Here is a 14,836-nt window from a genome sequence, read left to right on the forward strand (position 1 = left end):
GTCCGGGAACTGCTTGCGCGGGATACGGGAGGGGGGTATACATGGAAGAGAAGTCGAGATACCCCCCGAGGGTATTCAGTCCCACCGGAACCGACCGAGGAGAAGCCATGGGCTCCTGCTGCACCCCCGACAACAGCTGCTCGACCACCACGGAGGCCGCCGCCGTCGCGGTCGCCGACAGCACCACCACGGTCTACGCCGTCTCCGGCATGACCTGCGGCCACTGCAGGACCGCCATCACCAAGTCCGTCGGCGCGCTCGACGGCGTCATCTCCGTCGACGTCGACATCACCGGCGGCCTCGTCACCGTCACCACCGGCGGCGAGCCCGACGACGCGGCGATCACCGCGGCGGTCGACGACGCGGGCTACGAGCTCACCGGCCGCGCCTGACCGACAGCCCCCTCGGCCGCCGGGGCCCGCCCACCACGCCCGGGCCCCGGCCCCCGGCACCCCCCGTACTCACGAGGAGCAGGAAGAGCTAATGACAACGACGACACCGGGCAGCGCCCAGGTCGAGCTCGCCATCGGCGGCATGACCTGCGCCTCGTGTGCGGCCCGCATCGAGAAGAAGCTCAACCGGATGGACGGGGTCGAGGCCACCGTCAACTACGCCACCGAGAAGGCGAAGGTCACCTTCGACGCCGACATCGACGTCGCCGACCTCATCGCCACCGTCGAGGCCACCGGCTACACCGCCGCCGAGCCCGCGCCCCCGCGCTCCGAGGCCCCCGGCGCACCCGACGGCCCCACCGACGAGGAGAGGGCCGACGAGGAGCTGCGGCCCCTCAAGCAGCGGCTGATCACCGCCGTCGCCCTCGCCGTGCCCGTCATCGCCATGGCGATGGTCCCGGCGCTCCAGATCGAGTACTGGCAGTGGCTGAGTCTCACGCTCGCCGCGCCGGTCGTCGTCTACGCCGCCTGGCCGTTCCACCGCGCCGCCTGGACGAACGCCCGGCACGGCGCCGCCACCATGGACACGCTGATCTCGGTCGGCACGATCGCCGCGTTCCTGTGGTCCCTGTGGGCGCTGTTCTTCGGGACCGCCGGCACACCGGGGATGACCCACCCCTTCGAGTTCACCATCGCCCGCACCGACGGCGCCGGGAACATCTACCTGGAGGCCGCCGCCGGCGTCACCGCCTTCATCCTCGCCGGCCGCTACTTCGAGGCCCGCTCGAAGCGCAAGGCGGGCGCCGCGCTCAAGGCGCTGATGCAGCTGGGCGCCAAGGAGGTCACCGTCCTGCGCGGCGGCCGCGAGGTCACCGTGCCCACCGCCGAACTCCAGGTCGGCGACCGCTTCCTGGTCCGGCCCGGCGAGAAGATCGCCACCGACGGCACCGTCGTCGAGGGCTCGTCCGCCGTCGACGCCTCCATGCTCACCGGCGAGTCCGTCCCGGTCGAGGTCTCCGTCGGCGACTCCGTCACCGGCGCCACCCTGAACGCCGGCGGCCGCCTCGTCGTCGAGGCCACCCGCGTCGGCTCCGACACCCAGCTCGCCCGGATGGCCAAGCTCGTCGAGGACGCGCAGAACGGCAAGGCCGCCGCCCAGCGCCTCGCCGACCGGATCTCGGCCGTCTTCGTCCCCATCGTCATCGCGCTCGCCCTGGGCACCCTCGGCTTCTGGCTGGGCACCGGACAGGGACTGACCGCCGCGTTCACCGCCGCCGTCGCCGTCCTGATCATCGCCTGCCCCTGCGCCCTCGGCCTCGCCACCCCGACCGCCCTCATGGTCGGCACCGGCCGCGGCGCCCAGCTCGGCATCCTCATCAAGGGACCCGAGGTCCTGGAGACCACCCGCAAGGTCGACACGATCGTCCTCGACAAGACCGGCACCGTCACCACCGGACGGATGACCCTCCTCAAGGTCCACACCGCCGAGGGCGCCGACGAGAAGGACGTCCTGCGGCTCGCGGGCGCCCTGGAGCACTCCTCCGAGCACCCGATCGCCCAGGCCGTCGCGACCGGCGCCGCCGCCAGGGTGGGCACCCTGCCGACCCCCGAGGACTTCGCCAACATCCCCGGGCTCGGCGTCCAGGGCGTCGTCGACGGGCACGCCGTCCTCGTCGGCCGCGAGAAGCTCCTCGACGAATGGGCCATGACCCTCCCCGCGGACCTCAAGTCCGCGAAGGACACCGCCGAGAAGGCCGGCAGGACCGCGATCGCGGTCGCCTGGGACGGCGAGGCCCGCGCGGTCCTCGAGGTCGCCGACGCGGTGAAGGAGACCAGCGCCGAGGCCATCAGGCGGCTCCGCGGGCTCGGCCTCACCCCGATCCTGCTCACCGGGGACAACAAGGCGGTCGCCGAGGCCGTCGCCGCCGAGGTCGGCATCGACGAGGTCATCGCCGAGGTCATGCCGCAGGACAAGGTCGACGTCGTCAAGAAGCTCCAGTCGGAGGGCCGTTCGGTCGCCATGGTCGGCGACGGCGTCAACGACGCGGCCGCGCTCGCCCAGGCCGACCTCGGTCTGGCCATGGGCACCGGCACGGACGCCGCCATCGAGGCCGGCGACCTGACCCTCGTACGGGGGGACCTGCGGGCCGCGGCCGACGCGATCCGGCTCTCCCGCAAGACGCTCGGCACGATCCGCTCGAACCTCTTCTGGGCCTTCGCCTACAACGTGGCGGCCCTGCCGCTCGCCGCGGCCGGACTGCTCAACCCGATGATCGCGGGCGCGGCCATGGCCTTCTCCTCGGTCTTCGTGGTCGGCAACAGCCTGCGGCTGCGGGGCTTCCAGGCCGCCGACAAGTGATCCGACGCCGACTCAGCGAAGTGACGGGGAGACTGCCATGGCCGGATACGGACAGCACAAGGAAGACATCATCAGACGCCTGCGCAGGATCGAGGGCCAGGTCAGGGGGGTGCAGCGGATGGTCGACGAGGACGTCTACTGCATCGACGTCCTGACCCAGGTCTCCGCGATCAACGCGGCCCTCCAGTCCTGCGCGGTGGCCCTGCTCGACGAGCACCTGAGCTGCTGCGTCACGGAGGCCATCGCGCAGGGCGGGGACCAGGCGAAAGTGAAGGTGGGCGAGGCGTCGAAGGCGATCGCCCGGCTGATCCGGACGTGACCGTGCGCGCGGGCCGGAGGACACGGGCCCGCGCCGCCGGACCGGGAGGACACAGGCCCGTTCCACCGGACCGGCAGGACACGGGCTCGCGCCACCGGTCCGGCGGGACACGGCCCGCGCCACGGATCCGGGCGCGGGCCGGTGACCTGACGGACTCGGCAGGTCGTGTCAACCGCCCTTGCGTGAAGGACAGTCGGCGGTCAGCGTGAGGCTCAGCCGGAGGCAGAGGCCGAGCAGCTGCCCGAGGAGCACCAGCTCCGCCCTTCCGGGCGGACCGGAGCCGCAGACCTTCACGCAGGGGCGGTTCCACGCAGGGGACTTCCTGAGGGTCGACATCCCGCCAGCGTACCCCTGGGGGGTATACCTGGGCGAGGGGACCGGCCCGTACGATGAGCCGCCCGTAGGGGGAGGGGATGCACGTGCGCCGGCTGGGAGAGCTGGAGGCCGAGATCATGGACCGACTGTGGGCCTGGCAGCGGCCCGCCACGGTCCGCGAGATCGTCGACGACATCAACCGCGGCCGGCGGGTCGCCTACACGACCGTCATGACCGTCGCGGACATCCTGCACCGCAAGGGCTGGCTCCGCCGCGAGAAGGCCGGCCGGGCCTGGCTGTACGAGCCCGTCCGCAGCCGCGAGGAGTACACCGCGGGCCTGATGCGGGACGCCCTCGGCGACAGCCAGGACCGCCCCGCCGCCCTCCTCCGGTTCGTCGAGGTCATCTCGGACGAGGACATGGACGCCCTCGACGCGGCCCTGCGCGCCGCACGCGGCGAACCGCGCCCCGGAGACGGGAGCGGCGCGTGAACGTGAACCATCACGTCCTCGTCCCGCTCGGTCTCGTCGTCCTCACCGGCTTCCTCGTCCCCTGGCTGCTCGTCCGGGCGCGCTGGGCCCAGCAGGCCCCCCGGCTCGCCCTCGGCGTGTGGGCCGCGTGCGGCGCCGCGTTCGCCGCGGCGACCGCCCTGCTGCCGGCCCAGCTGGTCCTGTCGAGCGCCAGCAGCCACCGCCTCGCGGACATGATGTTCACGTTCCGGCCGCCCACGGTCGAGCAGCTCCTGGGCCTCGACGGACGCGAGCGGTTCGCCTTCGCGCTCTCCCTCGCCGTGCTCTCGATGCCCACCGCCGCGTTCGTCCGCCGGCTCGTCAGGGCCCGCCGGGTGCGGGTGCGGCACGCGGGGGTGCTGCGGCTCGTCGGACGCTACGACCCCGTGCTGCGGGTCACCGTCCTCGACGACGAACGCCCCGCCGTGTACTGCCTGCCGGGCCGCTCGCGCCGGGTCGTCGTCTCCTCCGGCGCGGTGGACACCCTCACGCCCGCCCAGCTCGCGGCGGCGCTCGCGCACGAGCGGGCCCACATCGCGGGGCGGCACCATCTCCTCGTCGCCGCGGCGGAGGCCTTCGCCGCGGTGTTCTCGCGCCTGCCGCTCGCCCGGCACGGCGAGGGCTCCGTACCGCTGCTGCTCGAAATGGCGGCGGACGACCGGGCGTTGCGCCGGTGCACGCGGGACGCGCTGGCCACCGCGCTGTACGCGCTCGCCTCGGGGCGGGCGCCGCGGTCCGCGTTCGCGGCGGGCGGGCCGTCGGCGGCGCTGCGGATGCGGCGCATCCTCACCCCGCACAGCGAGGGTCATCCCGTCCTGCGCGGCCTGATGACCATCGCGGCCGCAGGTCTCGCGATGACGCCCTTGATCGTCGCCTGCTGTTCCTTCCCCGGTTAATCGACTCGCTTCAGTACGTCCGTTCCGTACGCCCGACCTGCCGAACAGCGCTATTTACTAAGCGAATTCGTAGATTTCGCATCGGTCACGAACAACTGAATTCCCCGCTATTGTGGGTATGTTGGGGTTCGGGCTCGGCACGTCGAAGGGTACAAAACCGATGCAGCTGGCTGGCGTTCGGACGGCCGCGGCCGGCGATGCGACGACGATATCCAGGCTGCTCGCCGACGTCATTCGGAGCAGCTACGCGGGAATCCTGGACGAAATCCCGATGCGGCGGCTGATCTCCGCACAATGCGCACTCCCGCGCATACGCGCGGAAATTGAAATTCCCGGGGGCGCGCCCGGCTGGCTCGGCTGGCTCGTCGCGACCGACCCGGAGGGCGCGGTCGTCGGTGTCGCCGCGGGCGGTGTCCCGGTCCCGGGCGAGGGCGAGGTGTACGCCCTCGCGGTGGCGTCCGGCTCCCGCCGCCGGGGTGTGGGTACGGCGCTGCTCGCGGCGGCCACGGACCGGATGCGGAACTTCGGGGCGCGGGACCAGCGGGTGGAGCTCCCCGCGGAGGCGGACCCGGCCCTGCCCTTCTACACCCACCTGGGATTCGCCGCCCTCTCCGCCCGGCGCTGGAGCAGAACGCTGTAGCGACGGCCGCACTCCAGGGCGTGGCAGATCCACGCCATCGCGTGTTCACGCAGCCCGATCCGGTGGATCGGGATTCCTCCCCCAGGTCAGGATGGGTCCAGCGGCGCGGGCCCCGGCGGCACGGGTACCTCGTCCGGACGGCATGGACCGAGCGAGCCCCTGGAGGAGCGATGCACACACCGAGCGGCACTTCCCTGCCCGTCGTGCCCGCAGCGTTCGCTCCGGTCCTGCCGTCCCGATACGGCCGGGAGCCGGAGCCCGCACCCGGCGCCGGCGTCCGCGTCACCTCGGACACCCTGCCGGGACTCGAATCCGTCTCCCCCGCCGATGAGAACTCCGTCTGGCTGCACGACGCCCTGCTCGGCCCCCACAGCGCGGACATCGTCCGGTACCTCAGCCTCGCCCGCTCCACCGGCGGACCCGTTCTGGACCTCGGCTCCGGCGCGGGACGGCTCGCCGTCCCGTTCGCCCGGCACGGCTTCGCCGTGGAAGCCGTGGACCGGGACGCCTCGGCCCTCGAGCGCCTCGACGGCTGGGCCCGCCGGATCGGCCCGCAGGTGGCCGGGCTCGTCGTCACCCACCGGACGGACCTCACCGAGCTGCGCCTCGACGGCAGTTACCGGCTGGCGCTGCTCGCGGGCGCCATGGTGGCCGCCGTACCCCCGGCGCGGCGGCCCGCGCTGCTGCGGGAGGTGGCGTCCCATCTGCAGTCGGGCGGGGCGCTCGCCCTCGACTACACGGCACACCAGCTGCCGGGGCTCATCGCGGAGCCGCGCCGGACCTGGGCCTTCCAGGTGCCGCGCTTCGACGGCATCGACGAGTGGGTGGTGGCCCGGCAGGTCTTCGACCTGCCGTCGATGAGCGAGCGGATCACCTACTACGCGGCGAGGACCGGGAAGCTGTCCACCGAGCGGGTCGTGCTGACCACCGACAAGTGGATCGTCGAGCCCGAACGGCTGGCGGCGGAGCTGCACGCGGCGGGCCTGCACATCGAGGGCCGGCGGCGGCACCGGATCGACGAGCGGACCGAGTCCGTGCTGCTCGTGTGCAGGACGGACGACTGAACGGACGACAGCTGACCGGACCGGCGACGGAACGGACGGCGGCCGACCGGACCGGCGACGGAACGGACGGCGGCCGACCGGACCGGCGACCGAACGGACGGCCGACCGGACGGACGAAGAGCCCTGACGAGGTTGACGAGCAAGAGGTACGATGCCCACAAAAGTTTGAGCCGACCAGATGGCGGGCGGGCGGGCGGAGAAGATGGCAGTCGTGGAAGAGCTGACGGGCCGCGAGGCGGTGATCCAGCGCCTGCGCGACGTGGGGCTGCGGGTCACGGGCCCGCGCCTGGAGGTGCTCACGGTGCTCGCCGCCGGCGGCCATCTCGACGTCGAGGCGATCACCACCACCGCCCGCGAGCGGCTCGGCACGCTGACCAGCCAGGCCGTGTACGAGATGCTGCGGCACTTCCAGGAGACCGGCCTGGTCAGCAAGTTCGACCGGCCCGGCCTGCCCGCGGTCTTCGAGATCTCGGGCCCCGCGCACCAGCACGCCCTGTGCACGGTGTGCGGCCGCGTGGAGAACGTCGCGGCGGCCGCGCCGGCGGCGCCCGACGGCGCCCTTCCGGAGTGGCGCGTGGACGACGCGGAGGTCGTCTTCAAGGGCCTGTGCCCCGACTGCCGGGCGAGCGCCCCCGCCGCCTGAGCCGCAGCCGGGCGCACCGGAGCGGCCGGTCGCCGGGCGTGCGCGAGGGCGGTCAACTCCGTGCGTGTCGTTCGAATGTGTGGCAGGGTCTAGCGGGGCGATTCAACAGGATCCGAGTGGATCCGAGGGGAGTCCGCTGCGCCGTGTCCAGAAACGCCGCCGTGTCCCGCGCGGGCAGCGAACAGGCTCTCGCCGTCTACCAGCAGCTCCGCACCCGCCCCGGCACCGGCTTCGACCAGGTCGCGGACGGCCTGCAGCTCTCCGCCGAGGAGCGGGAGCGATGTCGTGAGGAGCTCGCCTCCTTAGGGCTCACCACCTCGGACCGCTCCGGCGACCGGACCGTCGTCGACCCCGACGTCGCCCTGCTGCGGCTGCTGCGCCGGGAGCGCGACCGGCTCCAGGAGCGCCTCGCCGCGACCAGCCGCGCGCACACCGCGCTCGAAGCCCTCGCCGGACCGTTCCTGCGGGCCGGAGCGACGCCCCGCTCCGAGGTCGAGGTCGAGATCGTCACCGACCCGCAGCGGGTGCTGCGCGAGCTGACGGAGCTCACCGAGTCCGTCCGTACCGCCGTCCACGTCATGCACACCGGGTCGGTACGCCGTGAGGACATGGCCGCCGAGCTGGACCGGGACCGCTGCCGGGCCGCCCGCGGGGTGCGGGTCCGCGCCATGTACAGCCGGCGGGTCGGCACCGTGCCCGAGATGACGCAGCACCTGGCCGACCGGGCGGCGCTCGGGGTCGAGCTGCGGCTCTCCCCCGTCGTCCCGATGAACATGGTCCTCGCCGACGAGAACTTCGCCCTGCTGCCGACGGACCCGCACGACCCGGACTCGCCCACCATCCTGGCCCGCGGTCCCGGCCTCGTCCGCTCGTACCTCGCCCTGTACGAGTACTGCTGGCAGGCGGCCTCCCGGTACGGCGAGGAGCCCGGCGGGAGCGGCGGCGGTGCCGGCGACGGGCTGTCCGACCAGCAGCGGGCCGCGCTGCACATGCTGGCCTCGGGCATCAAGGACGAGCAGATCGCGCGGAGTCTCGGGGTGTCGCTGCGGACCGTCAGCCGGCTGCTCTCGGAGGTCATGCAGGAACTGGGCGCGGCGAGCCGCTTCGAGGCCGGGGTGAAGGCGGCGCGGCTCGGCCTGCTCGACGGCGAGGGGTCCGAACAGGGGGCCTAGTGAATGGAGTTCCGGTGCGAGACGGTAGGTACGGGCACGGGCACTGCAGGACGGACTCCCGCCGAGCCGTATGACAAGGTGAGGGCGGGGCGACTCGGAGGATGAGGGGGGTCACTTCGCCATGGTCACTGGGGGCGACGGCGTCGGGGAGGGCACGACCGAGGTCCTGCTTGCCGTGTACCAGGAGCTGCGCCGCCGGGGCGTCTCGGACTTCGAGGAGGTCCGCAGGGAACTCGGTCTGGCGCCGGAGGAGTACGAGCGATGTCGCGGCGAACTCCTCTCCCTGGGACTGATCGTGCCGACGGGTCAGGCGCACGCCACCGTCACGGCCGTGCGGGACGGCAGCTGGCGCTCGGAGACGGACACGGTGGCGGCGATCGATCCGGAGATCGCGCTGCTGCGGCTCCTGGAGCGGGAGCGCGAGCGGCTGCGGGAGCATCTGGCGGAGGCGGACGAGGCGTACAGCACGCTGGAGATCCTCGCGGGCTCCTATCTGCGGGCCGAGGCGCTGACGAAGGCGGAGGCGCACGTCGAGGCGCTGACCGACTACCGCAGGATCCAGCAGGCCATCGAGGACATCACCGATGTGATGCAGGAGAGTTCGGCCGCGCTGCACCCGGGGATGCCGGGGCGGCAGAACCCGGACCGGATGCTCGACCGGGACCGGCGGCAGATCGCGAACGGGGTGCGGGTGCGGGCCATCTACGGCCGGCAGGAGGCCGCGGACCCGCAGATGGAGAAGTTCCTGGGGCAGCGGGCCGAGCTGGGTGTGGAGATCCGCCTGGCCCCCGTCGTCCCGATGAACCTGATCATCGCGGACCAGCAGTTCGCGCTGGTGCCGATCCGGCCCGAGGAGCCGGGCGAGGGCGCGATCCTGGCGCGGGGCAGCGCGCTCGTGCGGCCGTATCTGAGCCTGTACGAGCACTGCTGGCACACGGCGACGCCGTACGGCAACGAGGCGGCGGCGGAGGCGGGCGGCGACGGTCTCTCGGAGCAGCAGCGAGCGGCGCTGCACATGCTCGCCTCGGGGATGAAGGACGAGCGGATCGCGCGCACGCTCGGGGTGTCGCTGCGGACCGTCAGCCGGATGATCTCGGAGCTGATGCAGGAGCTGGGGGCGACGAGCCGTTTCGAGGCGGGGGCGCGTGCGGTGCGGCTCGGCTGGCTCGACTGACCGGATCGGCGGGGAAATCGGCGGATGCGCGGGCAATACCGGGGCCCCGCAATCGTGGCAGCGATTGCGGGGCCCGGCGGCGTGTGAATATGTCTGGCGAAATTCCCCGGGAATGACGTCAGTTGGTCGGGGTCGGCTTCGGCGGAACGACCGGCCAGCCGTTGTCCTCGGCGACGCCGGCGACGGTCTGGGGGGTGACCGGGTGGTCGGCGTCGGAGCCGACGGCGAAGGTGGCGCCGCCCGCTACGGCGGTACAGGCGGCCACGGCGACCAGGAGCTGACGGACGGTCTTGCGGATTCCGGCGTTCTGCGCAACGGACATGATTCCTCCAGGACTTGGAATGTGAATTCCGCCTTCCGGGGGCCCGTGCCGCCGGGCGTTCCCTGAAGACATCTCCATTCTGTCCGGGCCTCCGAATCGAATCCATAGTTCGTCTCTGCGTGGACTCGCCATGGCGTGGATGCGTCAATCCGCCGTTCTCACAACGGAATTGACGAATCCGGAGCTCTCCATATCTTTGGTCGAACCAAAAGAGATGCTAGACTTGTGCTACGGCCTTCTCGTTCCTCCAGGAGAGAGGGGCCGCCGGGGCAGGGGCGTGCCGCCGCCCCTGCCCCACCACCCGCTCCCCGCCCGGGAACACCGGCCGGCGCGTCTCCGCCAGCACCTCCCGGTACACCTCGACGGTGCGGGCGGCCGACGCCCGCCAGCTCATCCCGCGCGCGTGCCCTACCGCCGCCTCCCCCATCGCCCCCACCCTCTCCGGGCGCGCCGCGAGCCCGCCCAGCAGGCGCGCGTACTCCGCCGGGTCGTGACCCCGCACCAGCAGCCCCGTCACCCCGTCCCGGACCGCCGTCGGCAGCCCGCCCACCGCGGCCGCGAGCACCGGAGTCCCGCAGGCCTGCGCCTCCAGGGCCACCAGGCCGAAGGACTCGCTCCGCGAGGGCACCACCAGGACGTCCGCCGCCCGGTACCAGTCCGCGAGCCGCTCCTGCGGTACGGGCGGGCAGGACCGCAGCACGTCCGTCACCCCCAGCTCCGCGGCGAGCTGCCACGCCGACCCCTCGCGGGTCGCGCCCGAATGCCCACCGACCACCGGCACCAGGAGCCGGCGGCGCAGCTCCGGGGACTCCCGCAGCAGCTCGGCGACCGCCCGCACCAGCACGTCGGGCCCCTTCAACGGCTGGATGCGGCCCGCGTACAGCGGCACGAACGCCTCGGCCGGCAGCCCGAGCCTGGCCCGCGCCGCCGCCCGCCCGTCCCCCGGGTGGAAGGTCCGCAGATCGACCCCGGGACGCACCACCTCGGTCCGCTCCCCCGCCGCCCCGTACAGCGACCGCAGCGCCTCGGCCTCGTCCGCCGTGTTCGCGATCAGCCGGTCGGCGGCGGACACCACCTGGTGCTCCCCCCGGACCCGGAGCTCCGGCTCAGGAGTGTCGCCGGCGGCCAGCGAGGCGTTCTTCACCCGGGCCAGGGTGTGGGCGGTGTGCACCAGCGGGATCCGCCAGCCCACCGAGGCGATCCGGCCCGCCTGCCCGGAGAGCCAGTAGTGCGAGTGGACCAGGTCGTACCGCCGCTCCTCCTTGAGCAGGGCCAGCGAGAACGGCACCACCAGATCGGGCATGGCCTCCTTGGGCAGCGCCCGGCGCGGCCCCGCGTGCAGGTGCCGGACCCGCACCCCGGGGGCGAGCTCGACGAGCGGGGGCAGGCCCTCGCCCCGGCAGCGGGTGAACAGATCGACCTCGGCGCCCTGTTCGGCCAGGGCGCGGGAGAGCTCGACCATGTAGACGTTCATGCCGCCGGCGTCCCCCGTCCCGGGCTGGTGCAGCGGGGAGGTGTGGACGCTGAGCATGGCGACGCGCAGGGACACGAGAGGCTCCTGAGGGGAGGGAAGCCACGTGGCCCTGCGCGTCGCTCGCGCGCGCACGGTCACGCGGCGGGGTGGGGGATCGGACACGGCGGTACGGGACGTACTGTCCTACTTAGTTGCTTAGTAGTAGAAGGTCGGAGGAAGCGTCAGAACCCGAAGACCGGACCCGACGGGGGCGCGAGCCGGGTTCCGGGGAGGGGCGGCGTCAGGGCGTGCCAGTCGACCGGGCGGCCCGGCGCCGCCAGGAGCGCCGCCGCCAGCCGGTCGGCGCCCTCCGGCATCACCGGCCGGGACCACGCCGACAGGGCCGACGCCACCGCCAACTGGGCCGCGAGCGCCGGAAGATGACGGCAGGAGGTGCTGGGGCGGCAGCGCTCGTGGGCGTTGACGTGCCCGAAGTCGGCGGCCGAGCGGACCATCTCGTCCAGGACGGCGACCGCCCGGCGCGGGTCGAAGGCATCGGGGCCGTACGCCTCGCGCAGGTCGTCGACGCCCCGGTGCAGCCGCCGCTCCAGGACCTCCCAGCCGGTGCCGCCGGGCAGCGCCTGCGGGGCGAGTCCGCCGCACTCCTCCCGCACGGCGCCGAAGAGCCGGGACAGCCAGCTGTTCCAGTTCTCGTCCAGCTCGCGGCGGGCGGTGGCGAGCCGCTCCCGGTGGAAGACGGTGCGGCGGCCCAGCGGGCGGGCCTGGAGGACGTGCCGGCGCAGGGTGTCGGAGCCGTACTCGGTGAGCAGGTCGAGCGCCCAGACGTTGCCCTCCTGGACGCCCTCCTCGATGACGTACGACTCGTTGACGTTGAAGTCCTGCGGCAGCTTGATGTCCTGCGCGAGCAGCAGCACCGGCAGCAGCACGGCATGGCAGAAGGCGTGCCCGAAGCCGCAGAAGTGGATCGCGCGGCGGGGCAGCGGACCCGTCACGTCGTAACCGAAGAGGTGCATCGCGGCGGCCTCGAAGCAGCCGTCGATCCGGTGGTCGGGGAAGCCCTCGACGGGCACCTGGAGGCCCCACTCGGCGGGGTGGCCGACCGCGATGTCCGGCAGCCCGTCCTCGACGAGCGACTCGCACAGGGCGGCCAGCCGCGGCGGCAGCCCGGCCGTCGCCCAGTAGTCGGCGAGCGTCTCCCGGAACGGCTCCAGGGGTACGTAGAGCCGGCGGCAGCGGCGGGCCACCGCCGGGGTGTCGCAGAGCGCGCAACGGGCGCCGATGAGGTCGCCGCCGTCGTTCGGCCGCGCGCACTCGTGGCACATGCCGCCGTCGCTGACCGCGCCGCAGTGCGGGCAGGTGCCGGTCGCGTGCGCCCCGTACAGCCAGCGGTCGCACGGCTCGCAGTACGGCAGGAGGCGGGTGCGCGGGGCGATGACGCCCTGCGCGAAGAGCCGCCCGAAGAGGTCCTGCACCCAGCGTCCGTAGCCCTTGTCGCGGCGTGGACGCACGATGTGGTCGAACTCCACGCCCGACCGCAGCCAGTCCGCGGTGATCGCGGCCCGGTATCCCTCGGCGACCTCCTCGGGCTTGCGGTGGTGGCGCAGCGCCCGGACCTCGACGGAGCTCGCGTGGTCGGCGGTACCGGTGGTGAAGCGGACGGCCTCGCCCTCGGCCCGCAGATAGCGGGTGAGGACGTCGGCGGCGACGTACGGCCCGGCGAGATGGCCGATGTGGAGTTCGCCGTGGGTGGCGGGAGGGGTCGCGGTGATCCAGACAGGGGTGCTCATGGGACCTCCTTGACGCTGTGGTGCGGTGGGCTTCAGCGGTCGCGTACGGCGGAGCGCTGTCGGCGCAGGGCGGGTCAGCGGGCTCGGGCTCGAAGGGGTGGCGGGGTCAGCGGGGCTCGAAGTGGAACGAGCGGATGAAGCAGTCGCGGGGCTGCTCGACCGCGTAGACGACGCATTCGAAGAGCGCCTGCGTCGTCAGCTTCTCGTCGGGCGCGATGCCGTCCGGATTCGTGCCGTCCCATTCCGCGAAGCGCGGGTCGGAGGTCGAGAAGTCCGGCGGGAAGAGGGAGAACACGCGGACGCCGGAGGGGCGCAGCCGGCGCGAGAGGATGTCGGCGAATCCCGCCTGGGCGCTCTTCGCCGCCCAGAAGGCCTCGTGGGCCGCGCCGGCCGCCGCGGCGGAGGCGCCCTCGGCGTCGCGGACGGCGACCATGTTGACGATGTCGGGCCGCAGCGAGCCGCGGAGCAGCGGCAGGAAGTGCTTCACCATGAGGACCGTGCCGCCGGCCGTCGACTCGATCGTCTCGACGATCTCTGCGTCGCTGGCCGCCTCCAGGTCCATGCCGTCGAGCCAGCGGGCGCCGTTGTTGACCAACAGGTCGACCCGGTCGGTGCGTTCGCCGACGCGGGCGGCGAACTCCCGTATCTCGGCGGGCCTGCTGAGGTCGCAGCCGAAGGCGTGGATACGGTCGCGGGCCGAGCCCATGACGTCGGTACGGGTGCGTTCGGCGGCCTCGACGGTCCGCGCCGACACATAGACCTCGGCGCCCAGATGCGCGAATCCGACGGCGAGCGCGCGACCGAAATAGCGGGACGCTCCGGTCACGACGACACGCAGATTCTCGAATTTCATGTGCGTCTGCTCTCCCCACGGAACGGATACCGATACCGATTGCCGGTCCGTTTCAGCGTGGCAGAGGAAGCGGACTCCGAGCCTGGTGAGAGGGGTGCGCGTTCACGCCGTTGCGTGGACACGCCAGGGCAGCACGAGCCGTTCGAGCAGTTCGGCGCGTTTGTGGTGGACGCGGACGCGGTCGGGCCCGGTGGAGACGGTGACGGTACCGCCGGGGGTGCGGACCTCGCCCTCCACGGGCGGCACGACGGTCCCTTCGAGCGCACCGGCCGCCGCCAGGGCGGCGGCGCCGGTGAGCGCGAGCCGGGGGTGCCAGCCGCCGACGGTGAGCGCCCGGACGGCGATCCCGCCGGGTCCCGCGGTGAACGCGGCGATCTTGGGGAGGGCGGAGTGGGGCGGATGCCCGAGGAGCCGGGCGGCGTGGGCGCGGAGCCCCTCGAGCCGCTCCCGGAGGTTCTCCCCGGGAAGGTGCCGGGCGTCGACGAAGACGTACGGATTGCCGTAGCGGACCAGGGAGACGGGGGTGCCGTCGAGGAGGTCGACCGGGCGGCCGGTGGGGAGGGTGCCGGGGGCGGTGGGCGGCCGGAGGAAGTGCAGGGTGTAGGCGTCCCGCCGCGGCTCGGGCACGCAGAGGACGGTGTCGCCGGTGGTCACGGCGCGGACGGTGACGGGGCCGGGGCGGCCGTCGGCGACGACACAGGCGAGGAGCGAATGGCCGCATCCCGCGCGGAAGTCGAAACCGCCGACGGGGAGGGCCTGGACGAAGCGGTGGTCGAGCCGGGCGGGGTGCGCGGCGGCCCCGTACAGGGCGATCTTGCCGATCCCGGCGTAGGGCGTGCCGGCGAGGGCCCGACGCAGCCACGCGAGCTCCCCGCCGAGGGCGAGGGCGCCAGGGGGGAGGTGGTCGGCCCGGAGGA

Annotated in this window: 16 protein-coding genes; 10 read left to right on the plus strand and 6 right to left on the minus strand. The window is 73.2% G+C overall.

Going from position 1 to position 14,836, the window contains the following annotated elements:
* Positions 1-107: 107 nt before the first annotated feature.
* The 3 genes from AMK27_RS22815 (at position 108) to AMK27_RS22825 (ending at position 3,070) form a co-directional block, all read left to right on the plus strand.
* Entirely contained in the window at positions 108-392 is a 285-nt protein-coding gene (locus AMK27_RS22815; protein WP_073911404.1) for a heavy-metal-associated domain-containing protein, read from the plus strand.
* A 91-nt stretch (positions 393-483) separates the two neighbouring features.
* Complete coding sequence (locus AMK27_RS22820; protein ID WP_073911407.1) at positions 484-2,751, plus strand: heavy metal translocating P-type ATPase; 2,268 nt, start codon at positions 484-486, stop codon at positions 2,749-2,751.
* 37 nt (positions 2,752-2,788) lie between these two features.
* Positions 2,789-3,070: a metal-sensitive transcriptional regulator gene (locus tag AMK27_RS22825; RefSeq protein WP_015035316.1), complete on the plus strand. Its 282-nt coding sequence runs from the start codon at positions 2,789-2,791 to the stop codon at positions 3,068-3,070.
* Between the two features lie 168 nt (positions 3,071-3,238).
* Here AMK27_RS22825 and AMK27_RS42730 read toward each other — a convergent pair whose 3' ends face one another.
* Positions 3,239-3,406 carry a hypothetical protein gene (locus AMK27_RS42730; RefSeq protein WP_158076927.1) on the minus strand — a complete coding sequence of 56 codons (168 nt, stop codon included), beginning with the start codon at positions 3,404-3,406 and terminating at the stop codon, positions 3,239-3,241.
* Between the two features lie 83 nt (positions 3,407-3,489).
* Between AMK27_RS42730 and AMK27_RS22830 the strand changes: the two genes are divergently transcribed.
* The 7 genes from AMK27_RS22830 (at position 3,490) to AMK27_RS22860 (ending at position 9,483) form a co-directional block, all read left to right on the plus strand.
* Positions 3,490-3,876 carry a BlaI/MecI/CopY family transcriptional regulator gene (locus tag AMK27_RS22830; RefSeq protein WP_073911914.1) on the plus strand — a complete coding sequence of 129 codons (387 nt, stop codon included), beginning with the start codon at positions 3,490-3,492 and terminating at the stop codon, positions 3,874-3,876.
* On the plus strand, positions 3,873-4,790 hold the full coding sequence (locus tag AMK27_RS22835; RefSeq protein WP_241847579.1) for a M56 family metallopeptidase: 918 nt from the start codon (positions 3,873-3,875) through the stop codon (positions 4,788-4,790). The genes AMK27_RS22830 and AMK27_RS22835 overlap by 4 nt, the downstream gene beginning before the upstream one ends.
* Before the next feature lie 160 nt (positions 4,791-4,950).
* Complete coding sequence (locus AMK27_RS22840; protein WP_073911918.1) at positions 4,951-5,430, plus strand: GNAT family N-acetyltransferase; 480 nt, start codon at positions 4,951-4,953, stop codon at positions 5,428-5,430.
* A gap of 203 nt (positions 5,431-5,633) precedes the next feature.
* Positions 5,634-6,494, plus strand: coding sequence for an SAM-dependent methyltransferase (locus AMK27_RS22845; protein ID WP_158076928.1), 861 nt, complete (start codon positions 5,634-5,636; stop codon positions 6,492-6,494).
* 202 nt (positions 6,495-6,696) lie between these two features.
* A complete protein-coding gene (locus AMK27_RS22850) occupies positions 6,697-7,137 on the plus strand; it encodes a Fur family transcriptional regulator (RefSeq protein ID WP_073911921.1) in 441 nt (146 codons plus the stop codon).
* 143 nt (positions 7,138-7,280) lie between these two features.
* Positions 7,281-8,309 carry a helix-turn-helix domain-containing protein gene (locus tag AMK27_RS22855; RefSeq protein WP_073911413.1) on the plus strand — a complete coding sequence of 343 codons (1,029 nt, stop codon included), beginning with the start codon at positions 7,281-7,283 and terminating at the stop codon, positions 8,307-8,309.
* A gap of 121 nt (positions 8,310-8,430) precedes the next feature.
* Complete coding sequence (locus AMK27_RS22860; protein ID WP_073911416.1) at positions 8,431-9,483, plus strand: helix-turn-helix transcriptional regulator; 1,053 nt, start codon at positions 8,431-8,433, stop codon at positions 9,481-9,483.
* Between the two features lie 118 nt (positions 9,484-9,601).
* Here AMK27_RS22860 and AMK27_RS22865 read toward each other — a convergent pair whose 3' ends face one another.
* The 5 genes from AMK27_RS22865 to AMK27_RS42735 all read right to left on the minus strand — a co-directional run bounded on the left by AMK27_RS22865 (position 9,602) and on the right by AMK27_RS42735 (position 14,573).
* On the minus strand, positions 9,602-9,805 hold the full coding sequence (locus tag AMK27_RS22865; RefSeq protein WP_073911419.1) for a hypothetical protein: 204 nt from the start codon (positions 9,803-9,805) through the stop codon (positions 9,602-9,604).
* Between the two features lie 217 nt (positions 9,806-10,022).
* Positions 10,023-11,336, minus strand: a complete 1,314-nt coding sequence (gene mshA, locus AMK27_RS22870) for a D-inositol-3-phosphate glycosyltransferase (protein ID WP_079188572.1) — start codon at positions 11,334-11,336, stop codon at positions 10,023-10,025.
* Positions 11,337-11,500: 164 nt separating this feature from the next.
* On the minus strand, positions 11,501-13,066 hold the full coding sequence (locus AMK27_RS22875; RefSeq protein WP_073911425.1) for a class I tRNA ligase family protein: 1,566 nt from the start codon (positions 13,064-13,066) through the stop codon (positions 11,501-11,503).
* Positions 13,067-13,172: 106 nt separating this feature from the next.
* Entirely contained in the window at positions 13,173-13,919 is a 747-nt protein-coding gene (locus AMK27_RS22880; RefSeq protein WP_073911428.1) for an SDR family oxidoreductase, read from the minus strand.
* A 102-nt stretch (positions 13,920-14,021) separates the two neighbouring features.
* Entirely contained in the window at positions 14,022-14,573 is a 552-nt protein-coding gene (locus tag AMK27_RS42735) for a PrpF domain-containing protein (RefSeq protein ID WP_073911432.1), read from the minus strand.
* Positions 14,574-14,836: the final 263 nt, after the last annotated feature.

This window comes from Streptomyces sp. CB02009, assembly GCF_001905825.1.
Taxonomy (GTDB): Bacteria; Actinomycetota; Actinomycetes; order Streptomycetales; family Streptomycetaceae; genus Streptomyces.

Excerpts from the sequence above, each read along its gene's own strand:
- AMK27_RS22875 (WP_073911425.1), bottom strand. The coding sequence starts at position 13,066 with ATGAGCACCCCTGTCTGGATCACCGCGACCCCTCCCGCCACCCACGGC.
- AMK27_RS22860 (WP_073911416.1), top strand. The coding sequence starts at position 8,431 with ATGGTCACTGGGGGCGACGGCGTCGGGGAGGGCACGACCGAGGTCCTG.
- AMK27_RS22825 (WP_015035316.1), top strand. The coding sequence starts at position 2,789 with ATGGCCGGATACGGACAGCACAAGGAAGACATCATCAGACGCCTGCGC.
- AMK27_RS22820 (WP_073911407.1), top strand. The coding sequence starts at position 484 with ATGACAACGACGACACCGGGCAGCGCCCAGGTCGAGCTCGCCATCGGC.
- AMK27_RS42730 (WP_158076927.1), bottom strand. The coding sequence starts at position 3,406 with ATGTCGACCCTCAGGAAGTCCCCTGCGTGGAACCGCCCCTGCGTGAAG.
- mshA (WP_079188572.1), bottom strand. The coding sequence starts at position 11,336 with ATGCTCAGCGTCCACACCTCCCCGCTGCACCAGCCCGGGACGGGGGAC.
- AMK27_RS22840 (WP_073911918.1), top strand. The coding sequence starts at position 4,951 with ATGCAGCTGGCTGGCGTTCGGACGGCCGCGGCCGGCGATGCGACGACG.
- AMK27_RS22850 (WP_073911921.1), top strand. The coding sequence starts at position 6,697 with ATGGCAGTCGTGGAAGAGCTGACGGGCCGCGAGGCGGTGATCCAGCGC.
- AMK27_RS22815 (WP_073911404.1), top strand. The coding sequence starts at position 108 with ATGGGCTCCTGCTGCACCCCCGACAACAGCTGCTCGACCACCACGGAG.
- AMK27_RS22865 (WP_073911419.1), bottom strand. The coding sequence starts at position 9,805 with ATGTCCGTTGCGCAGAACGCCGGAATCCGCAAGACCGTCCGTCAGCTC.
- AMK27_RS22880 (WP_073911428.1), bottom strand. The coding sequence starts at position 13,919 with ATGAAATTCGAGAATCTGCGTGTCGTCGTGACCGGAGCGTCCCGCTAT.